The sequence below is a fragment of the Pseudobacillus sp. 179-B 2D1 NHS genome (assembly GCF_045370945.1).
Classification (GTDB): Bacteria; Bacillota; Bacilli; order Bacillales; family Domibacillaceae; genus Pseudobacillus.
In genome coordinates this window covers 14756-34899 of the sequence record NZ_JBIQDP010000021.1, presented here as the reverse complement: position 1 = coordinate 34899, position 20144 = coordinate 14756, and the positions used below count along the sequence as shown (strand labels likewise).

Genomic DNA, 20144 nt, shown 5'->3' with positions numbered 1-20144 from the left:
CCTGAAACGATTCTCTCTTCCTATGGAATATATCCCTTCATACTCCTTAACTGTTCTGAAGGATTACAGCGCTCTCTATTTCTAAAGGACAACCGAATATAATTGCTTCTTCCAAAAATGAACTTTGCTTTGATTCAGTCAATTGATCACTCAACTCATCAATTTCTGTTGAAATTAGTTCATGTTTATGAATATATCCATCTATTTCATTCATTTGTTGATTATTCTTTCTATTAGTCATCTCTCCATAAAACTATCTTTTACTGTCTCCTATGTAAAAAGAGACCCTAGCATAACTAGAGTCTCTTTCAAATATATTAAAATTAACGAAGAAGTTGTAGAACTCCTTGTGGCTGTTGGTTAGCTTGAGCCAACATAGCTTGAGCTGCTTGAGAAAGAATAGAGTTCTTAGTTTGGTTCATCATTTCTTTCGCCATGTCAACGTCACGGATACGAGATTCCGCAGCAGTTAAGTTTTCAGAAGATGTTCCTAAGTTGTTAATTGTGTGATCTAAACGATTTTGGAATGCACCGAGTTTAGAACGTTCTGCTGAAACTTTTTCAATAGCATTATTAATTGTAGTGATTGCAGTACTAGCTGATTCAGCACTTGTTAAATCTAGTGCATTACCACCAGCGTCACGCAAACCAAGTGCATCTGCTCTCATATCGTCAATGCCAATTAAAATATTTTGCCCACTGTTGGCACCAATTTGGAAAGAAAGTGAGTTAGAAGCCTCAGTTTGAGCAGCTTCAGCTGCCTTAAAACTGATAGTGATGCTTTCACCAACTGCCATATCAGTAAGACCTGTAATACCAACACTACTAGCTGTTGTCCCGTCTGCTTTTTGCACAGCTGCTCCTGTTAAATTAGCTGCATTTTCATCTAAAGCATCTAAAGTAACACTTGTTCCTGCTGGGTCACTTACTTTAAATTGAGTTTTACCATCTTCATTATTTATACGAGTAATTGTAATAGTACCAGTTACATTAAAATCATCTGTTCCTGCCAAAGTTAGTTTGATATCAGCTTTACTATTATTTTGAATAGTATATTCCCCTGCTGCTGCTGCTTTCAAACCTTCTTTATCACCATTCAATAGCTTCTGTGTATTGAACTCAGTAGTGTTTCCAATACGATCGATTTCGCTTGTAAGCTGTTCAACCTCTTTTTGAATCTCTTTACGATCAGATTCTGTGTTAGTATCATTAGAAGATTGTACAGCTAACTCTCTCATACGTTGTAAAATGCTGTGTGTTTCATTCAACGCACCTTCAGCAGTTTGAAGTAAAGAAATGCCATCCTGTGCATTTTTAGCAGCCATATCTAGACCGCGAATTTGTCCACGCATTTTTTCAGAGATTGCTAAGCCTGCAGCATCATCGCCAGCACGATTGATACGAAGACCTGAAGATAATTTCTCCATTGAACTTTGTTGTGCACTATTAGCACTACCCAACTGACGATAAGTGTTAAGCGCCGCAATATTGTGATTAATTCTCATTGTTATTTCCTCCTTGAATGTGTCGTTCACGTCCATGTGAACTTGTTGTTTTGCAGCGGGTCGTCGAGGTCGGCCGCCCTTGTTCCCCGCTACATGTTTAATATCGGAGGCGGTCGGGTAAATTTAATAGTTTGAAAAAGATTTTTTTAGATTTTTTCTGTTTGTGGAGAAATTGTGAATCCATTGTTGAAATAGAAAAAGAGCCTCTTTCAAAGAAGCCCTCTCCATTATGATTTATTTACTTTTCCTAACAAACTAAAGATATCCTTCACGCCCGCTGATGCCTTTTTGTTTTCTTCCTGGATTGTCAGGTACACTTCTTTCCGATGAATATCAACATGCTTTGGCGCATTAATGCCGAGTTTAATTTGATCGCCTTTGACACTGACAACCGTGATTTCGATGTCATCGCCAATTTGGATGACCTCTCCTATTTTTCTCGTTAAGACTAACATGTTTCGCTCACTCCTTTGCTGCGCCGACAGGCATGATGAGATGGCGTGTTTGATAGCGGCTGTCGTTCAGAATCACCTGCTTTGCTCGTTTATTTTTCGTGTTCAGGATGATAGGCGCCTGCAGGTTGGCCGTAGTTTCGTTAAAGGGTTCCCTTACTGTTAAGATCGTATACACGGCTGCTTCTTCCGCTTTTTCCAATTGAAGTGTTTCAATCGTAGAATCGCCAAGCTGAATATCATATTCCGGGAAAAAGACAAACGGGCTGGCAACGATGAAACCGAGAGCTGGCGTATTAGTTGATTGAAGAACGAAAAATAAGTCATTGTCGGGAAAAGCGAGCAAAGTGAAGCTTTTTTCATCTACAAATCCTGGAATCCCCTGGTTGAACGTCCATATGTCCTCTTCCATTACTTCTAATTGGCCATGATATTTTGTTTCGATGATCATCTTTTCCACATTCCTTTACTTAAATTTCCTGTTCGTAATTAATGCCTTTATATTTTAAGTTCACAAAATCAATAGTTAATGATGGCTGTTGTTTCAAAGAGATATTCACTTTACCAGGCTGATAGTTGTGAATTGGTTTTTGCGGGCGTGTATTGTTGATGACCGGATTTGTTTTCACGTTAATATCTACTTTACCCGGAACATAGTCGATCTTAACGCTGCCGGCGGAAGGAATCCAGCCAATATTAAATTCAAGTTCCGGTCCTTCGCTGTTTCGCTTTGCCTGTTCTGGAATCGGATCGCCGCCGTTTTCAATCATCATAAGCTCATCCCCATCCGCGGCTACTCTCGCCAGGCCACTGAGCCAATCCTCATATCCCTGCTGAGCCGCTTCTTCAATGCGCTTGGAAATATGCTTTAAATCCATATCCTCCCGTGCCTTTGTTTGGTCAATCGTCAGCTGAGCCGGTGTACGCTCGATGGTCAGTTCAGCGGGCGGCTGCTGCAAATCAAGCTCAGCGGGCGGCTGCTCAATCGATTGTACTGGCTGTTGAGTAGTCAATTCAATTTTCGCTGTTTGGGATGTCATCCGAATTTGCGGCAATTGCATCGTTTCTTCACCTCATTTCAGTAAAAATGCCAGGTATCTCCAACTGATACAATATAAAAAGATCAGGGAGAAACCTGGCAGTTGTGGGATCATTCTATCTTAAAAAGTCCATCAATGTCGGTTGGATAATGCGAGCACCGATACTAAGAGCAGCACGATGGACAGCTTCTTGTGTTTTCAGCTCAGTAATTACTTTTTCAACATCTATATCTTCGTTCTCAGACATAACCCGCTTCGCAATGACTTCCTGTTCCCCGACACGATCTTCCATTAATTCGATCCGGTTCAAACGGGCACCGAGATCCGCACGAGCATTCGTAATATTGCTCATATGGGTATCAATATCCGCAAGGAAGCCGTTAATATCGTCGCCCGATGAACTATCATCATCCAATTTAGCAATGAGTTCATCAAGTTTTGCAAACAGCCCCTCCCCAGGAGTTCCTGGACTGGATAAAGAAAATGCCTGATTAGGATTCACGTTCACTTGCATTTTAATCCCTTTAGATAATTCAATCTCTACCGGCTGGTTGTTATTAGCAATTGTTACTTTACCGCTAGCATCCTTTTGAGCAGGCGCAACAGTTGTATTTGTTCCGTTAAACAAATACTTATCACCAAACTTTGTATTCACAATGTCAAAAAGATGGTCTTTTAACTGTTTTATTTCCTGCATAGCTGTTTCCCGCTGTCCTTCTTCGTACGTATCATTGCTTATCTGTACAGTGAGTTCGCGGATACGTTGCAAAGCGGATGTCGCATTTGCTAGCGCGGCATCTGAATTCTCTGCCCAGTTATAGGCCTCAGAGAAATTACGTTGATATTGCTCCACTTCTAACACCGTTGTCCGGTATGTCATTCCTTTCATCGCTACCACGGGATCATCAGACGGCCGCGTAATTTTCTTTTGTGTCGTCATCTGATCTTGCAGTTTCCCTAAGCGATCATAACTGCTCGACAAGCTTGTCAGCATGTTATTAGAAAGCATCGATTGTGTGACGCGCATTATTTATCCCCCTTTCTTATCTTCCTACCGTTCCCATTCCATTTATAATCTTATCCAGCATCTCATCGACAACGGTAATATTTCTTGCCGCCGCATTGTAAGCGTGCTGAAACTTAATTAAATCGGTCATTTCCTCGTCCAGTGAAACCGAACTGATCGATTGACGGTTCGTTTCGACTGACTGGGCAAGTACAGCACTGTTTTTCGTCATGCGGATAGCTTGCTGGGCGTCAACACCTAAACGGCCAATGATGCCTTCATAAAACGATTGAATGGTGCCGCTAGTTATCTCCAAACCCAATTCTCCAGGCTTAATTGTTCCGCCGCCTTCTAGTTTTATTTCAGATTCTGAGAGAATAAAGCTTTTAAGGTTTGCCAGATTAATAGCATTTTTGCCATCGCCGGCATTGCCTTCTACACTGGAGGCTAAAATGTCTTTGGAAGTAATATTTTCGTTTAATTTGATTTTCGCAGCCGCACCTTTATAATCGCCGTCAAGTGTAAAGAAATCCTTTTTATCAGCCTCTGGCGCTTTGCCTGCTAGCGTATAGCCCTGGCCATGAACTTCATTAAATAATTTTCCGAATGTATACGCCATCTTATCCAGATTATCAAGCATATCTGGATAAAGTCCTTTCACCACACCGCCATCTTCATAGCCGTATGATTCAGATAGAGCCTTTAGTTTTCCTTGAGAAAAATCAGTAATGCTAATTGATTTAACAGTTGTAAATGTCTTAGGGGCACCCTCTACAGGCTCCAAAACCTCGAAATTAGTCAAAGGACCGCCTGGCTGATCCAGAATGCCATCACCGTCACTATCAGTGCCGCCTTCTACACCGATTTGGTTAAACTTACTGCCATCGATCAGTGATACATCATCACCATTCGTATTTACTAACGAAATCTTGTAAGTCCCTTCGGCAATCTTCAGCGCATTTCCGCCGGTTGGAACTTTTTCCACTTTAATATTCATATGCTGAGACAACTGATCCACTAATCTATCACGCTCATCATATAGATCATTCGGCAAATAACCATGTGGTTCAATTTCGCTGATTTGTTTGTTGAGACTGGCGATTTGTTCAAGAATGGAATTCACTTCTTTAACAGTTACACTGATCTGGTTGCCTATGTCATTTTTAATGGCTGAAATGGAACTACTCAGGTAGTGGAACGTGTCCGCGACCGCCTGGCCACGCTGTAAGACAACGGAGCGCGCCCCTTCATTCTCCGGATTCACGCTTAAATCCTGAAGCGATTGCCAAAATTGCCCCATCACAGCAGATAATCCATTCGTGCTCGGTTCGTTTAAAATATCTTCCATTTTGCTTAACGCTTCTGTCTTTGACTGCCAGTAGCCGAGCTTATTGTTTTCCCCACGGTACTGCGTGTCTAAAAAGCCTTCCCGCACACGTTGAATGGAGCCGGCTTCGACACCCGTTCCCATTTGTCCCGGAATTTGCGGGCGGTTCATTCCCGGTGCAGGATATGGTTCGGTTTGTTGAAAGTTCACGCGCTGGCGCGTGTAGCCTGGTGTATTCGCATTGGAAATGTTATGCCCAGTTACACTAATAGCAGTTTGCTGTGTGAACATGCCGCGCTTGGCGACTTCTAATCCATGAAAAGTGGAGCCCATCAATCTTCCCCCATTTCTTTCTCTTTACTCTTCCATTTGCCAAAAAAAGAGGGCAAGGTCCCTTCAGGCTGGCGAAAAACATTTTCAATCAGCCTGAGAATGTCTCACTAGACGCTGTCTACATTCTCAAAAGGAACGATGCCCTACTACTATACTTGTGAGTCAAACATAGACCGTTTAACCTGTTGTCCGCTTCCTTTAGCCGGATGCGTGTAGGTCGCCTGTGCAGGCTGCGGCTGCAGCATACTCATGCTCATGCTGACAAACTGCAGCGACTGGTAAATCAGCTTTTGATTCAAGTCGTTGATTTCTTTTAGCTGTTCCAGCCGGTTAAGCAGGCTGGCCTGCAATTCCGCTAGCCGCTCCTTATCTGCTCCTGTTGCCGACTGAATGCATTCAGCAATAGTTGCTTCTGCCTTTCCAGCCATTCTCTCGGCTTCTCTTTGCCGTTCCGCTTCCATTGTCTGAATAGCCGCTGTATACTTTTGCTCGTCCTTGAGCAGTTGATCTAATCCGTCCATGTCATTTTGTTTAATAATATCCGCTTTTTTCTCACAGAGCGCCAGCAGCATTTCATGCAGGCGGTCCATTTTATCCAATACATCAATTAATTTTCCTGCAGACATGTTGATTTCCCTCTGCTTTCCTGCGGTGCCTTTGCCGCCCCGCTCTCATTATTTCTTATAAAACTTCACGATGCCTTCAGCGATTTTCTCCGGTTGCGGCTGGTACTCACCTTTCGCCACCTGTTGTTTCAGGCTTGCGATTTTTTCCATTCGTTCTTTTGTCATTTTAGACACTTCCTGCATGCCTTTCGCCGCTGCAGAGATTTCCAGTTTATCCTTTGGCGCCTTAGCCGCTTGTTTCGTCCCTTGCACTTTGTTCAGCTGCTTTTGGTATGGGTTGATGCCCGATACGCCAGATTGGTTAATTTTCACGTCTGTTGATCCCTCGCTTTCTTTTTTTCCGAATTTCTCATTTGATTATCCATTATATCGGTTTTTCAGAAAAAAAGTTAACAGCGGATTCATAGGCGGTTTTTATCAATTTTATTCACATGTCTTTTGCCGGCTAAAAAAGTTTTCTAGGTCTTATATACTATACTCTTTTTAATTTCTTTTATTCGCCGCATAATATGTCGTTTGCTTATCATGCTCTTGCTTTTTCGCTTCAAATGCTTCCTGACGCTGGATTTGCTCTAACTCGCTTTCAATGTCGTCCGTGCACTTTCGACATATTTTACCTTTATTAATAATAGCTCCGCAACGGTCGCATGGATAGCCGAGGTTCGGAAAATGGGCTGCATGGAGTCGGCCTTTTTTCATCCATTTATGGATAAGTGATTCACTTACTCCTGTCACTTCCACAACCCGTTCAATCGTAGCTGCCCGATTTTCCCGCTGGCGTAAAAATTTATATACGATCTCATACATTTGCTCTTCTTCTTTTGCACATTTTGGACAGACATCACGAAAAGTATTTTCCATATAAAGCTCGCCGCAACGCGAACAGTTAACGATTTCTCCCATATCTCGATACCTCCAACGATCTCTCAGATCCCCTGCCCTCTGGCCAGCGTGAGTGCCCGTACTTCCGCTGCCCCCGCCTGCTTTAATAGAAAGGCAGCTTGCCTGAGAGTAGAGCCTGTAGTATATATATCGTCGATAATAAGAATTTTTTTATGACAAATGGATGATTTTTCTCTAATCTGAAAAACTTGTGAAGACCGAAGGCGTTCCCTGCGTGACTTTTTTGACTGCTTCTCAGAGTGAAAGCGCTCAAGAATATGGAGGGTTTCGAGCCCTGCTTCTCGGGCCAGAGCCTCCGCCTGATTAAAGCCTCGTTCATAAAGTCTCTCTTTACTGAGCGGCACGCCAATCACAAGATCATGCACGATATTTTCTGCCGCTTTTTTTATTTCATTCGCAAATACTTTAGCGAGTATATAGTCTCCACGGTATTTAAAACGGGCAATAAATTCCTTCATCGCATCGTTATACGTATAGAGTGAATAATTACTGGCCAATGTATTCTGATAAAGCGGATCTTCTTCCCAGCGGAGACAATCGAGACAAACACCGTCCATAACAAAAGCTGGATCAAGCATGGCTAGCGGACGAGAGCAGCTCCGGCAGCTTTCACCTGCTATTTTTTCAAAAGTCTGCCGGCATTCTTTACAAACGACAGGCGGCTCTTCCAGCCAGAAAAACTGGCGCCACCCTAAACTTCTACTCATTTCTTCAGCACATAAGAGACAAATGTTCACCTGTCCAGCCACCCCTTCTCTAATCCTTCTTTATTCATTTGGCGAATGTGACCGACTGCTTGAACGATGGCTTTTGTTTTCCCATAGTGGAAAAAGCGAACTTCTCCCTCCGGAAAGTCGGCGCTCCTGCCAGCACGGCCCGCAATTTGTACGAGCGCACTTTCGGTAAATATGTCATCTTCTGAGCCGATGACAGCCACATCAATATTGGGAAACGTTACCCCTCTCTCTAAAATTGTCGTTGACAGCAAGAGAGGCAGCTTTTGTTCACGCATGGAATTAACCTTTTCCTTCCTGTCAGGGTCTTCTGCATGAACGGCGTCAATCGAGGGATCGAGCTGTTGAAATAACGGGAGGGCCTGTTGCATGGAGTCAATATGCGGAAAAAAGAGGAGCGCCTGTTTCTTCGCTTGCAGGCGTTTCCTCGCCCATTCCTTCACTTGGATAGGCAGTTTCCCCTTTTTGATGGCTTTTTTCCAGTTTCCGCTCCAGGTAAGTACAGGGACTGGCAGCGGCTGTCTGTGAAAGCGGGCAGGGATTTTCACGAATGGCCTTTTTCCCTTTAGACAGTCTTTTTGCCATGTTTCATAAGGAGTGGCAGTTAAATAGATGAGGGAAGAAGGAGATTTCCGAGCCTTTTGTACAGCCCGTTGCAAGGAGGGGTCATAAGAGTAGGGAAACGCATCCACTTCATCAACAATCATGACGTCGAATGCCTTGAAAAAACGAAGCAATTGGTGAGTAGTAGAAACAACGAGCGGGCTGTGCAAGTGGCGATCGGAGCTGCCGCCGTACAAAGCGGCAACAGAAACATTTGGAAACACTTTTTGCAGGCGCGGGGCAAGCTCAAGAACAACATCCGTCCGCGGTGTGGCGATGCACACTCGCTTGCCCGCAAGCAGCGCTGACTCAATCCCAGCAAACAGCACTTCTGTTTTTCCAGCTCCACACACCGCCCAAATCAGCTGTTCTTCATCATCCTGAATTGCCTGAATGACTGCCTGCGAGGCAGCGGACTGTCCCTCTGACAGCTGGCCTATCCACTGAAGAACGCCGTCGCCTTCGTACGGCGGCTCAGGACCTGTCCAATAAATGAGCCGAGAGCAGCCAGCAACACGTCCCATCATGAGACAGTGTCGGCAATACGGACAAATTGTTCGGCAGCGGGCACAGGGAAAAACGGCAAACCGCTCTTTTTTATTATTCCCGCAGCGTTCACAGTAAAAATATTGATGTTTTTTTGAAATGCCGGGAAGCTTCTGAATATGCGAAGAAACTGGCAGAAGGAAAGGAACTTCTTCTTCAAGGAGGAGGCGGCCGGAAAGAAAGGAAACCAGCGAAGAGGATATATTTGAGGAACTCATCATTTCATCTCCTTATTGGTAGAGTTTCTTCTATTATACATGACTTCTTATTTAAAGGGGGCTTTTTTCCCTTTTAAACAAGTACATACTTATACTGTCATGTAAGTTGATCTTTTCCATTAGCTTCCTATGATAAGGAATTGCTAATATGATATAATGTCAAGGGTTAAAAATTCCATCGGGAAAGGGGAAATTATGAAAAAATTACTAGCGAGCCTGACCGTGATCGTTTTGTTTTTTACGTTAACGGTTCAAGCGTCTGCTCAAGTATTCAATGATGCCAAGAATCATTGGGCTGCGAAAGAAATCCAGACGCTTGTCGATGCCGGTGTCATTAACGGCTATCATGATGGAACATTCCGGCCAGATGCTCAAGTAACAAGAGGACAGTTTATTGCATTTTTGGTTCGGGCCTTGGATCTGCCACCCGGGGATTCTGCTTTCAAGGATGTTCCTTCCGGCAGCAATTTATATAAAGACATTGCAGCAGCGAAAAAAGCGGGGCTACTTTTAGGAAATGCCGAGGGCTATGCGCTCGCCAATGATCCGGTCACACGTTCGGATGTAGCTGTTATGCTTGATCGGGCCATGCAGCTAAAAGGAGAGTACCCAACAAAAGCTGCACTCACGTATAAGGATGCAGCAGATATTACCCGGTACGCCTATGAATCTGTACAGCGCATGACTCATTACGGACTCATTAAAGGAACAGCAGATAATTATTTTTTACCGAAGAAAATTGCTACACGCGGTGAATCAGCCGTGTTTGTGTATCGATTGATGGAAAAGCTTGATTTATTCTCTGGAAGCAAAGATCCGATTACGATTCCTAAGCCGATCGATTCCTCAGAGGTTGTCGTTCCAGTCAATGACTACCAATATATTAAAGTAAGAATGAATACACGCGGTGTGCCTCTTACATACAATAAGCGTACGACAGATGTGCACATTCGCTCGACAGACTATCATTATTACTATCATATGGGGAACGCCTCTAAGCCGCTTGGCTCCTTGAGAGTGACGCTGAGGAAGCTGGAGAATGGCGATGTATTCGTCTTTACAAAATTCATCCATAACGGCGACAACACGTACTCTGCCTCGGTCATTGTGCCATTCCAGCAGTCGAATAGCTATTCACTGGCTAAATATAATACGTTCGGCCAGGTAGATCAAAAGCATGACGATACGTTCGGCGTTGATAAAACGTCGCATCCAGTCGGCATTTTATCAGTGAAAAAAGGCAATACGGTGGTCAATGAAATGATGATCGGCAAAAACTACATTTCTCTTGATCGCCAAACGAATTATGCCAATGGACAGCGCTCTGTTCTCCGTGAGCTGCTCAATGAATATGAAAGCCATCAAGTATACACGGATACTGAGCGAAACCTTGTCACTACCCATGTAAATATGTCTGTTAAAGGAAAAGCGATTTCTGAAAATTGGGTATTGCTTTCCGACAAACGACTGTTTGCCGATAACAACAATCGAGATGAGTGGTTTAAGCGATCGATTAAAGAGTATACGTCGATTAATAACTGGTTAACGGCGGATGGAGCTTATACAAAGCTGCCATGGTCGATTGAACCTGGTTACAAAATGGGATACGGACGTAATATCGGCCGATTGCAGGGAGGCATTTATTTAACAGCTTACGAAGGGAACAAAGAACGTTACTTTGAAGACCTTGTAGTAAATGCTATTGCCGATCTTGATGTTTTCTCTGGCGGAATAATCTCTGCAGGCAAGACACCGATTTTCAAAACGGAGTATACGAGCACCTGGCTTAAAAATGCTTATGGAACGACCGCTCCTTATGTGGATACGCGCCATAATGAAAATGCTGCGCTATTCTTGAAAAACGCCGCAGAAAGCCTGAATATTCCGCAACTGTCTGAAGCGAATCTTCGCTATGCGGATTTTCTCGTGAAGCAAAAGGAAATCGGCAATGTTATTCAAGTCACATCATCTAGTCATTTAATTGCCGACTATTATGCAAAAGGCAGTCAAAAAACACACGTATCGCTTAACCATGCTTTAGGCGAAATGAGATTTCTACTAGAAACATATAAACAGACGAAAGATCCGACGTATTTAAAAACAGCCCGTGAGTTAAAAGCGGGGATTGAAAACCTTTATCCACGATGGATCCGCTCCAACGGCGATTTATGGTATCAAGTAAACGGCAAGCTGCAATTTACTGGCAATGACTATGATTGGCTGACATTAATGGACTTGCTGCTTTCACAAACAGCTTTTGAGGAAAACGGCATAGGGCGCAGTACGATTTTCGATGCGATGATCCGCTCTAAAGCTCAATATCTGGTTGATAATAATATCCCTATTAAGTCGCAAATTATCATGCTTCTCGAACAGCAAGGATTTGGTGATATCGTTAAACCTATTTCTGCAAGCTCAAAAGAAAAGAAGGCAAAGCTCGATCTTAATGAATTGCCAAAAGATGAATTAGATTTGCTTGCTGAGTAAGCAAAAAGCTCTCCCTTAAGAGAAGGGAGAGCTTTTTTCATTGCTGCGTTATCGGCTTTGAAAAGCAACCTTTAAACCGAGTGCAATGTAAATCGTTCCAACAATTTTTCCGCTCCAACGGCCTATCCAGGAAATCCGTTTGATCAATTTTCCGAGCGGCCGTATGCCTACAGCAATCAGCGTGGTATAGGTAATGCTCATCAGCACAAAGATTAAACCGAGAACTAAAAACTGGATGATCGGTGTTCCCTGTTCAGGATGGACAAACTGCGGCAAGAACGCTAAGAAGAAAAGAGCTGTTTTAGGATTGAGCACTTCAGCGACGATAGCTTGACTGTATACACTCAGCGTTGAAACAGGAGTCGCTGCAGGTGCCGCTGCATCAGCTGATTTTTCCAATATGGCTTTAATTCCCATGTAGAGCAAATAAGCGGCTCCTGCTAGTTTAACGATATTAAAAGCGAGCGCAGACGTCATCAGGATAGCAGACAGCCCTACAGCTGCGCACACCGTATGAATAAAATCACCAGTGGCAATGCCTGCCCCTGCCATAATGCCTGCTTTTTGGCCTCCCTGCGCTGTTCGGGTAATTGTAAGAAAAACAGCGGGCCCCGGGATTAAAAAGAGACCGATAACGACCACTACAAATGTACTCAGAGTTGAAATGTCAAACATAAAACTCCCCCCTCTATTTTTCATAGATCACAAACCTGTTAGCTGCTTGTTTGTTTTACCGGAACAATAAAGTTTATGAAACAAGAAGTTTTATTTAAGATCAAAAAGGAAGGCTTATTCTCCAAAGATTCATTTTATCGTCTGAATCCACGCTTTTATTAGCCAAACAAATTAATCTCGCTTCTTCGTCCAGCCAAATCCAAGGGCGCCTTCGCCAAGATGAGTGCCGATAACAGGCCCGAAGTAACTGATGGAAAATGAGGCATTAGGAAAACGCTCCTCCAGCTCTCCGATCCAGCGGCGAGCTTCCGTTTCTCTGTTAGCATGAATAATGACGGCTTCCAGCGGCTCACCTTTTTCGTAGTCTTCTTCAAATAGGTCCGCCACCCGCTTCAGTGCTTTTTTGCTCGTGCGGATTTTTTCAAACGGAACAATAACTTTGTCCACGAACTGAAGCAACGGCTTAACCTGTAAGAGCCCGCCGATCAAAGCTTGCGCACTGCTTAGACGGCCGCCGCGCTTCAAATGGTTCAAGTCGTCTACAACGAAATATGCTTTAACGGACGACCGCATTTTTTCCAGCTCTTGAATAATATCATCCGGCCCTTTCCCTTCACGGGCGAGTTCTACGGCTCGAAGTACATAAAATCCTTGGGGGCCGCAACTAATTTCTGAATCAAAAGAGCGAACCGTTAGCCCCTCCACCAGATCGGCCGCTGCGAGGGATGTCTGGTAAGTACCACTAATCCCGCTTGATAAATAAACACCTACCACTGCCTCATACCCTTGCTCTAGCAGCTGTTCATACAATTTAACAAACTCGCCAATAGGCGGCTGTGTCGTTGTCGGCAGCTTTTCTTGCGTGCGGACGACTTCATAAAAGTCCCCTGCTTGAATATCTACTTCTTCTCTATAAGTCTCCTGCCCAATAACCACACTTAATGGGATCATATGTATATGCAACTGGTCACGCAACTCTTTCGAAAGATAGCTGGTGCTGTCCGTTACAATTGCCGTTTTCATAAAGTTCACCTGCCTTGTTCATAATATTAAAGCTTCAGAGTGTAGACGAAGTCTATTTTCCATTCTATCAGCTTGTAGCTTGCAATAAGCTTTTCTTCTATTCTATTAGATATACAGTGGATTTGCATCTCTTTTCAGTAAAAACCAAAAACGGCTATTCCCTAAATTGGAACAGCCGCTTATTAAGCAGTTTTTATTTTTTTGGCACCATGTGAATCGCCTGGCCAATAAGGCCTTCAGCCGCTTCAAGCAATCCTTCATTGAAGCTTGGGTGCGCGTAGGCCGGAAATTTCACATCTTCCTCTTTGGCAGCCATTTCAAGCAATTGGACAAACGTGCTGGATAGCTCAACTGCTCCTTCGCCGATCATGTGAATTCCAAGGACGATTTCATTAGAAACATCAGAAATCACCTTAACAAAGCCATCTTTTTTACCAGTAATCATTGCATAGCCATTGCCACCAAGGGCAAACTGGCCCACACGAATATCTATTCCGAGTTCGCGTGCCTGCTGTTCAGTTAAGCCAGCTGAGGCAATCGGCGGAACGGAATGAACGATCGTTGGAAGAAACGTCAAATCGACTTCCGGCTTGCCGCCAGCAATTGCTTCCACTGCCGCCTTTCCTTGCTTGATCGCTTTCACCGCTAAAAGCGGCCCCTCAGTAACGTCGCCAATCGCATAGATGGAAGGAACCGAAGACTGCATGTTTCCATTCACCTTCACAAATCCTTCAGACGTTTGCTCAACACCAAAGCGGTTGATCCCTAAGTCCTGAACGTTTGGCTGGCGGCTGCCGGCCACAAATAAATGAGAGCCTGTTACTTCTTCTTCTTTCTCGCCGGCAGTAAACATTACGCGTACGCCGTCTTCTGTTTCTTCTGCCGACTGAATCACTGCTTCTTTGATCGCTTTGATTTTCTTTTTCTTCAACAATCGGTTCAATTCTTTAGTGATGGACTCATCAAATGGAAAAGCAGCTGCCTGTTCCAAAAGGATGGTCACCTTAGCTCCTAAAGCGTGAAAACTCGTCGCTACTTCTAAAGAAATATAGTCGTTGCCATAGACGATCAAATGCTCAGGCAGCTCTTGTAAATCAAACATTTCATGAGAAAGCAAAATGCGCTCGCTATTTTTTGGTAGACCTTGGGGTAAAACTGGCGTACTTCCTGTGGCGATAATCGCTTGTTTGAACACATAAATATCAAACTGGTGGCCATTTTCGACACCGACACGGTCTTCTGCAATCAAACCTGCTTTTCCTTTTAGCACTTCAACCTTATTGGCTTTACAAAGAGCTTCCACACCTTTTCTCAATTGTTCAGTCACTTTCGACTTGTAAGAGACCAGCTTTTCTAAATCAAACGTGCCGTCTCCTGTCGGGAGTCCAAGCTCTTTCATATGAGCCGTTTCCGCCTGCTTTTTCGCAGCATATGTAAATACCTTAGAAGGAATGCACCCTTTATTTAAGCAAACACCGCCGAGATCAGCTTGCTCAATTAATGTCACTGGCAAGCCGAGCTGTGCAGCCCGGATCGCTGCACTATAGCCGCCCGGGCCGCCGCCGATAATAATAAGATCTCTTTCCTGACTGATTTCCCCAACAACCATTTATATCATCTCCAGCATCAATTTGTTCGGCTGCTCAATTAAGCTGGCAAACCGGTTCGTGAACGCAACAGCGGTTGCTCCATCAGCGACGCGATGGTCAAATGACATGGATAATGTCATCATGTGACCAATCACGATTTCATCCTTTTCGTTCACAATCGGTACTTTTTTCGTCTTATGGAAAGCAATTAATGCTGTTTCTGGATAGTTGATAATCGGCGTCGCACCGATACTGCCAAGCGGTCCAACATTGCTGACAGTAAATGTGCTATTTTGAATGTCCGCCGGTGCTAATTTTCCGTCTCGTGCTTTCTCATTCAAGCGCTTAATATCATCATGAATCGTTTTGATTGATTTTTTATCGGCATCGTGAACAACAGGAACAATTAAGCCATCTTTTGTATCTACAGCCATACCGATGTGATAATTTTTCTTCAACAAAATCTTTTCATTTTCTTCATCAAGTTCTGCATTGAATATCGGGAAGTCTTTTAAAGCGATCACTAGGGCTTTTATGAAAAATGCGGGCACCGATACCGATACACCTGCCTCTTTTAATTCCTCGCGCAGCTTAAGCAGGTTTGTCATATTCACTTCATCGAAGTGCGTGACGTGCGGAATAGTGAAAAGTGATTTTGTCATCTTTTTCGCAATTTGCTTGCGCATGCCCCGGAATGGAATTTCATCAGGCGTTGTTTGTTGTGCGGAGACAGGTGGTTCATTTGTCGAAGCGGCTTCTTGCTGTGGCTGCTGTTCTCCTTTTATGAACCGGTATACATCTTCCTCTGTTACCCGGCCCGACGGATCAGATGGTGTCACATCCTCAATATTAATATTGTGATCGCGAGCAATTTTACGTGTATAAGGAGTGGCTAGTACACGGTTAAAAGAAGCAATAAATGTCTTTTTCTCTTGCTTCTTTTCAGCTTGCATTTCTGCTTTTTCTGCTGGCTTTGCTTCAGCAGCAGCTGCCGGGCTGCCCTCTCCTTCAATATAAAGTAGCGTCGTGCCAACCTGGACCGTTGTTCCTGTATCAATAACGATTTCTTTCACTGTACCGGCCCCCGGCGACGGCAATTCCGCCACCATCTTATCAGTCTGCACTTCAACAAGCGGCTGGTCAGCCGTTACCCGATCTCCTGGTTTGACAAGATAATGAAGAATTTCGCCTTCTGTCATCCCTTCTCCAATATCATGAAGTTTCACCTCTAACACATCGTTTCCCCCTTTATTTAAAAGTGTAAGGCGTCCGCTTAGCGGCGACAAGCATAAGACAAGCTGGCTAGAAGGCTGCTTTTTTGCCTTCTGGACAGATTGGCTTATGACCTCGAGCCGCTGACGCCTGAAGCTGGATAGTTATAAAAGTGTGAGCGCCTGTATTGGCCCGACAAGCACAAAGCAAGCTGACTGGAAGGCTGCTTTTTTGCCTTCTGAACAGATTGGCTTATGACCTCGAGCCGCTGACGCCTGAAGTTAAATAATAGAAAAACAGAAGGCGCCCGGTTCGTGGCGCCTTAAGCCGGACAATTAAAAATGAACAACTTTTTCAATACCTTCCAAGACACGTGCCGGCGTTGGAAGAAAATCCTCTTCAAGAGCGAAGAATGGAACAGGCACATCAAAGCCAGTAACACGCTCAATCGGTGCCCGTAGATATAAGAAAGAGGTATCATTAATAATGGAAGCAATGTCATTGCCCAGCCCGCCTGTTGAGTGAGCTTCATGTACGATCACGGCCCTGCCTGTTTTTTGTACAGACTCGGCAATAATGTCACTGTCGATTGGATAGAGTGTACGCAAGTCAATGATTTCACAGCTGATGCCTTTTTTCTCTGCTTGTTCAGCTGCTTTTTCGACGACTGTCATCATCGCTCCCCAAGCAATTAATGTTACATCTGTTCCTTCTTTTACCTTTTTCCCTTTGCCGATTTCAACTGTGTATTTGCCAGTCGGCACTTCTTCCCTCTTAGCACGATAGCTCTTCATCGGCTCCAGCATGAGCACAGGGTCCGGATCTTCCATCGCTGCGATGAGCAATCCTTTTGCATCGTAAGGAGTGGACGGACAAACAACTTTAATTCCCGGCATATGGGTAAACAGTGTTTCTGTGCTATCAGAATGGATCTCCGGCGAGCGGATGCCGGCTCCATATGGCGCACGAATGACCATTGGCACGGTAAAGTGGCCCATCGTTCTCATTCGAATCCGGGATACATGTGTCATAATTTGTTCGTAAGCCGGATAAATAAAGCCGAGAAACTGAATTTCAGCGATTGGTTTAAATCCATTTACCGCGAGACCAATGGACGTTCCGATAATACCCGCTTCTGCCAGCGGTGTATCAATCACACGATCAGCACCGAATTTTTCCTGAAGTCCTTCTGTCGCCCGGAATACTCCGCCGTTTTTCCCGATATCTTCCCCAAGAATCATGACGCTGTCATCTGTTTCAAGCAATGTGTTCATGCCATCATTTACAGCCTGCACGATGGTCAAAAACTGAGTAGTCTCTTTCTTTTGCGGTATATCTCTTACTTCCATTTCCATTGCCATTTTACCCCCTCCTCAAATGCGCGAGATAGGATTCTTTCTGGTCAGCGAGCTGAGCTGGCATTTCCGCATATACATGATCAAACAAATCTTCGACATTGGCCTTCGGATAACTCTCCATTGCTTCAACAGCCGCTTCTACTTCTGCTTTAATCTTTTCGTCTATTTCAGCGATCCATGCTTCATCCCAGTAACCGTGATTTTTCATGAAGCGCTCCATGCGTAAGAGCGGTTCTACGATATGCTTGCCCTGGTCTTCCGGACGGTATTTTGTCGGGTCATCAGCCGTGGTGTGCGCGCCTGTGCGCCAAGTTACCGCTTCAATTAATGTCGGGCCGTTGCCGCTACGGGCATGATCGAGTGCCTTCTTCACTTCAAAGTAAACAGAGAAACAGTCATTGCCATCAATGCGTACCCCCGGCATTCCATATGCGACGGCTTTTTGAGCGATCGTTTCGGAATTCATCTGCTTTTCAATTGGCACAGAGATCGCATAACGGTTGTTTTGGTTAAAAAAGATAACCGGCACTTTAAAGACGCTGGCAAAATTCAGCCCTTCATGGAAATCTCCCTCTGACGTAGCTCCGTCACCAAAGTAGGCGATAGCTGCATTTTTCGTTCCTTTGCGCTTTTCAGCCCAAGCCGCGCCTGTTGCATGCGGCAGCTGTGTCGCAATCGGTACAGCCGGTGGAAAAATGTTTTTCCCTTCCGGCGGCACGCAGCCTTCTACCCGTCCATTCCAATAAAGATAAGTTTTAGCCATATCAGCGCCAAAAGTAAGCTTTGCTCCATGGTCACGATAAGTTGGAAACATCCAGTCGTCTTCGCCAAGTGCCAGCGCACTGCCAACCTGAGAAGCTTCCTGTCCTTCAAATGGTGCATAAGTGCCGAGGCGCCCCTGACGCTGTAAGCTAATCGCTTTTCTATCAAACGTTCTAATTCTATGCATATGGTAATAAAGCTGCTTTACGAGCTGCTCATCCAGTTGCTCCTGATAAGAAGCATCTACCAAATTTCCTTCATCATCAATGATTCTTTTGATTGGATATTGAGTCTCCATGATAGCCTCCCCGAACAATATTAGTTGCGAATATCCCATTTTGGCTTAACAGAAGAAGTGAAAAAGCTGTTTCGTCTGCCTCTTGCTGCCATTCTCTGCTCACACATTCTGTTGGCGGCTTCCATTGTTGTTACCCGATCTAGTTCAGCTTGCTGATATACTTCTAGAATGGCATCATAAATGTGCTTCGTTTTAGCAAGTACACGCTCTTTATTCACCCCATATAATTCATCTGCTACTTGAATAAGACCGCCGGAGTTAATGATGTAGTCTGGAGCGTAAAGGATCCCTTTGTCTGCAAGCTGTCTGCCATGATCTTCCGTCAGCAATTGATTGTTAGCTGAACCAGCGATGGCTTTCACTTTGAACTGCTTCATCGTTTCATCATTGACGACTCCACCAAAAGCACAAGGAACAAACACATCCGCTTCCTGAGAGTAAATGTCATCGCTGGCTACTACAGTGACAGAACCCGGTGTTGATTTTGCTTTTTCCTGGATCGCCCGCAGGCTTTGTTCATTAATGTCTGTCACAAACAAATCAGCCCCTTCCTCCAGCAAGCCTTCTGCTACTTTGTAGCCCACTTTGCCAAGCCCTTGAATGGCATAAGTGATGCCACCGAGATCATCTTTGCCAAACAGCATTTTGTTCGTTGCTTTAATTCCGTACAGAACACCCATCGCCGTTGGAATCGAAGAATCGCCGCCACCGCCATAAGCTTCCGGCACACCGACGATGCAATTGGTTTCTTTCATCGCGTGAATGAAGTCCTCCATGTTCGTTCCCATATCCGTTCCTGTGTAAAAGCGGCCGCCAAGAGAATCGACGAACTGTCCAAAAGCCCGGAATAATTCAGGGGATTTATCCTTTTGCGGATCGCCGATAATCACTGCTTTTCCTCCGCCGAAATCTACATCAGAAGCCGCACATTTATAACTCATTCCTTTGGAGAGACGAAGAGCATCTTCCAGAGCATCCTCTACACTGTTGTACGGCTGCATGCGGCAACCGCCAAGCGCCGGCCCGAGTGTCGTGTCGTGAATCGCGATAATGGCCTTTAACCCTGTTGCCGGGTCGTTGCAGAAAACAACTTGTTCGTGCTCAGACATTTTGTCAAAAAGTGTGAAATCTTCTGTAATGGAGGTTTTTTTTACTAGACTCATATTCAATCCCTGCTTTCATTATGAATAGTTACATCTTCTTATGCGGCCGCGAAAAAAACGCTAGCCTCGTTGTCATTTTTTATTTTTTGTAAGCCCTTTCACAAAGGCGTCAAACAGCTGATTTATAAACATATTATTTACTTTAATTATAAAAGGTTAAATTACATATATATATATCAATGTGATTGAATTTTCAGACCTTCATTTACTTTTCGAATGTATTTTTTATTATTCCTATTCATTTTGTAAAACGCTTTCATTTCCAGAAATGACAGCTATAAAAA

Annotated in this window: 20 protein-coding genes; 1 reads left to right on the top strand and 19 read right to left on the bottom strand. The window is 44.3% G+C overall.

The annotated features are described in order from the left end of the window. Positions 1 to 46 precede the first annotated feature (46 nt). The 12 genes from ACH0BF_RS18435 to ACH0BF_RS18380 all read right to left on the bottom strand — a co-directional run bounded on the left by ACH0BF_RS18435 (position 47) and on the right by ACH0BF_RS18380 (position 9296). Positions 47 to 241 (bottom strand): hypothetical protein, encoded by a 195-nt coding sequence (locus ACH0BF_RS18435; RefSeq protein ID WP_406909982.1) that lies wholly within the window; start codon positions 239 to 241, stop codon positions 47 to 49. 82 nt (positions 242 to 323) lie between these two features. After that, positions 324 to 1505 carry a flagellin N-terminal helical domain-containing protein gene (locus tag ACH0BF_RS18430; protein ID WP_406909981.1) on the bottom strand — a complete coding sequence of 394 codons (1182 nt, stop codon included), beginning with the start codon at positions 1503 to 1505 and terminating at the stop codon, positions 324 to 326. 227 nt (positions 1506 to 1732) lie between these two features. After that, a complete protein-coding gene (csrA, locus tag ACH0BF_RS18425) occupies positions 1733 to 1960 on the bottom strand; it encodes a carbon storage regulator CsrA (RefSeq protein WP_406909980.1) in 228 nt (75 codons plus the stop codon). Between the two features lie 7 nt (positions 1961 to 1967). Beyond that, positions 1968 to 2408, bottom strand: a complete 441-nt coding sequence (gene fliW / locus ACH0BF_RS18420; protein ID WP_406909979.1) for a flagellar assembly protein FliW — start codon at positions 2406 to 2408, stop codon at positions 1968 to 1970. Positions 2409 to 2427: 19 nt separating this feature from the next. Next, entirely contained in the window at positions 2428 to 3018 is a 591-nt protein-coding gene (locus ACH0BF_RS18415; protein ID WP_406909978.1) for a DUF6470 family protein, read from the bottom strand. Positions 3019 to 3112: 94 nt separating this feature from the next. After that, entirely contained in the window at positions 3113 to 4024 is a 912-nt protein-coding gene (gene flgL, locus ACH0BF_RS18410; RefSeq protein ID WP_406909977.1) for a flagellar hook-associated protein FlgL, read from the bottom strand. A 16-nt stretch (positions 4025 to 4040) separates the two neighbouring features. Further along, positions 4041 to 5663, bottom strand: a complete 1623-nt coding sequence (flgK, locus tag ACH0BF_RS18405) for a flagellar hook-associated protein FlgK (RefSeq protein ID WP_406909976.1) — start codon at positions 5661 to 5663, stop codon at positions 4041 to 4043. Between the two features lie 149 nt (positions 5664 to 5812). Continuing rightward, entirely contained in the window at positions 5813 to 6289 is a 477-nt protein-coding gene (locus ACH0BF_RS18400) for a flagellar protein FlgN (RefSeq protein ID WP_406909975.1), read from the bottom strand. A 48-nt stretch (positions 6290 to 6337) separates the two neighbouring features. Then, a complete protein-coding gene (flgM, locus tag ACH0BF_RS18395) occupies positions 6338 to 6601 on the bottom strand; it encodes a flagellar biosynthesis anti-sigma factor FlgM (protein ID WP_120034901.1) in 264 nt (87 codons plus the stop codon). Positions 6602 to 6772: 171 nt separating this feature from the next. Continuing rightward, entirely contained in the window at positions 6773 to 7192 is a 420-nt protein-coding gene (locus tag ACH0BF_RS18390) for a TIGR03826 family flagellar region protein (RefSeq protein ID WP_406909974.1), read from the bottom strand. A 23-nt stretch (positions 7193 to 7215) separates the two neighbouring features. Then, on the bottom strand, positions 7216 to 7929 hold the full coding sequence (locus ACH0BF_RS18385; protein WP_406909973.1) for a ComF family protein: 714 nt from the start codon (positions 7927 to 7929) through the stop codon (positions 7216 to 7218). After that, positions 7926 to 9296 (bottom strand): ATP-dependent helicase ComFA, encoded by a 1371-nt coding sequence (locus ACH0BF_RS18380; RefSeq protein WP_406909972.1) that lies wholly within the window; start codon positions 9294 to 9296, stop codon positions 7926 to 7928. Before ACH0BF_RS18380 ends, ACH0BF_RS18385 begins: the two co-directional genes overlap by 4 nt. A gap of 192 nt (positions 9297 to 9488) precedes the next feature. On the opposite strand from ACH0BF_RS18380, the gene ACH0BF_RS18375 reads away from it, so the two are divergent. After that, the gene (locus ACH0BF_RS18375) at positions 9489 to 11780 is read left to right on the top strand and encodes an S-layer homology domain-containing protein (protein WP_120034908.1); all 2292 of its coding nucleotides are present in this window, start codon (positions 9489 to 9491) and stop codon (positions 11778 to 11780) included. A gap of 48 nt (positions 11781 to 11828) precedes the next feature. On the opposite strand, the gene ACH0BF_RS18370 is transcribed toward ACH0BF_RS18375, so the two are convergent. From ACH0BF_RS18370 to ACH0BF_RS18340, 7 genes are all read right to left on the bottom strand, one after another. Continuing rightward, positions 11829 to 12455 carry a LysE family translocator gene (locus tag ACH0BF_RS18370; protein WP_340852220.1) on the bottom strand — a complete coding sequence of 209 codons (627 nt, stop codon included), beginning with the start codon at positions 12453 to 12455 and terminating at the stop codon, positions 11829 to 11831. Between the two features lie 171 nt (positions 12456 to 12626). Continuing rightward, entirely contained in the window at positions 12627 to 13478 is an 852-nt protein-coding gene (locus ACH0BF_RS18365; RefSeq protein WP_340852218.1) for a DegV family protein, read from the bottom strand. Between the two features lie 193 nt (positions 13479 to 13671). After that, positions 13672 to 15087 carry a dihydrolipoyl dehydrogenase gene (gene lpdA, locus ACH0BF_RS18360; RefSeq protein ID WP_406909971.1) on the bottom strand — a complete coding sequence of 472 codons (1416 nt, stop codon included), beginning with the start codon at positions 15085 to 15087 and terminating at the stop codon, positions 13672 to 13674. Beyond that, positions 15088 to 16302, bottom strand: a complete 1215-nt coding sequence (locus ACH0BF_RS18355) for a dihydrolipoamide acetyltransferase family protein (protein WP_340852215.1) — start codon at positions 16300 to 16302, stop codon at positions 15088 to 15090. Between the two features lie 312 nt (positions 16303 to 16614). After that, entirely contained in the window at positions 16615 to 17634 is a 1020-nt protein-coding gene (locus ACH0BF_RS18350; RefSeq protein ID WP_340856328.1) for an alpha-ketoacid dehydrogenase subunit beta, read from the bottom strand. 7 nt (positions 17635 to 17641) lie between these two features. Continuing rightward, complete coding sequence (gene pdhA, locus ACH0BF_RS18345; RefSeq protein ID WP_340852213.1) at positions 17642 to 18697, bottom strand: pyruvate dehydrogenase (acetyl-transferring) E1 component subunit alpha; 1056 nt, start codon at positions 18695 to 18697, stop codon at positions 17642 to 17644. 20 nt (positions 18698 to 18717) lie between these two features. After that, positions 18718 to 19860: a Leu/Phe/Val dehydrogenase gene (locus ACH0BF_RS18340; protein WP_340852212.1), complete on the bottom strand. Its 1143-nt coding sequence runs from the start codon at positions 19858 to 19860 to the stop codon at positions 18718 to 18720. Between the last annotated feature and the right edge of the window lie 284 nt (positions 19861 to 20144).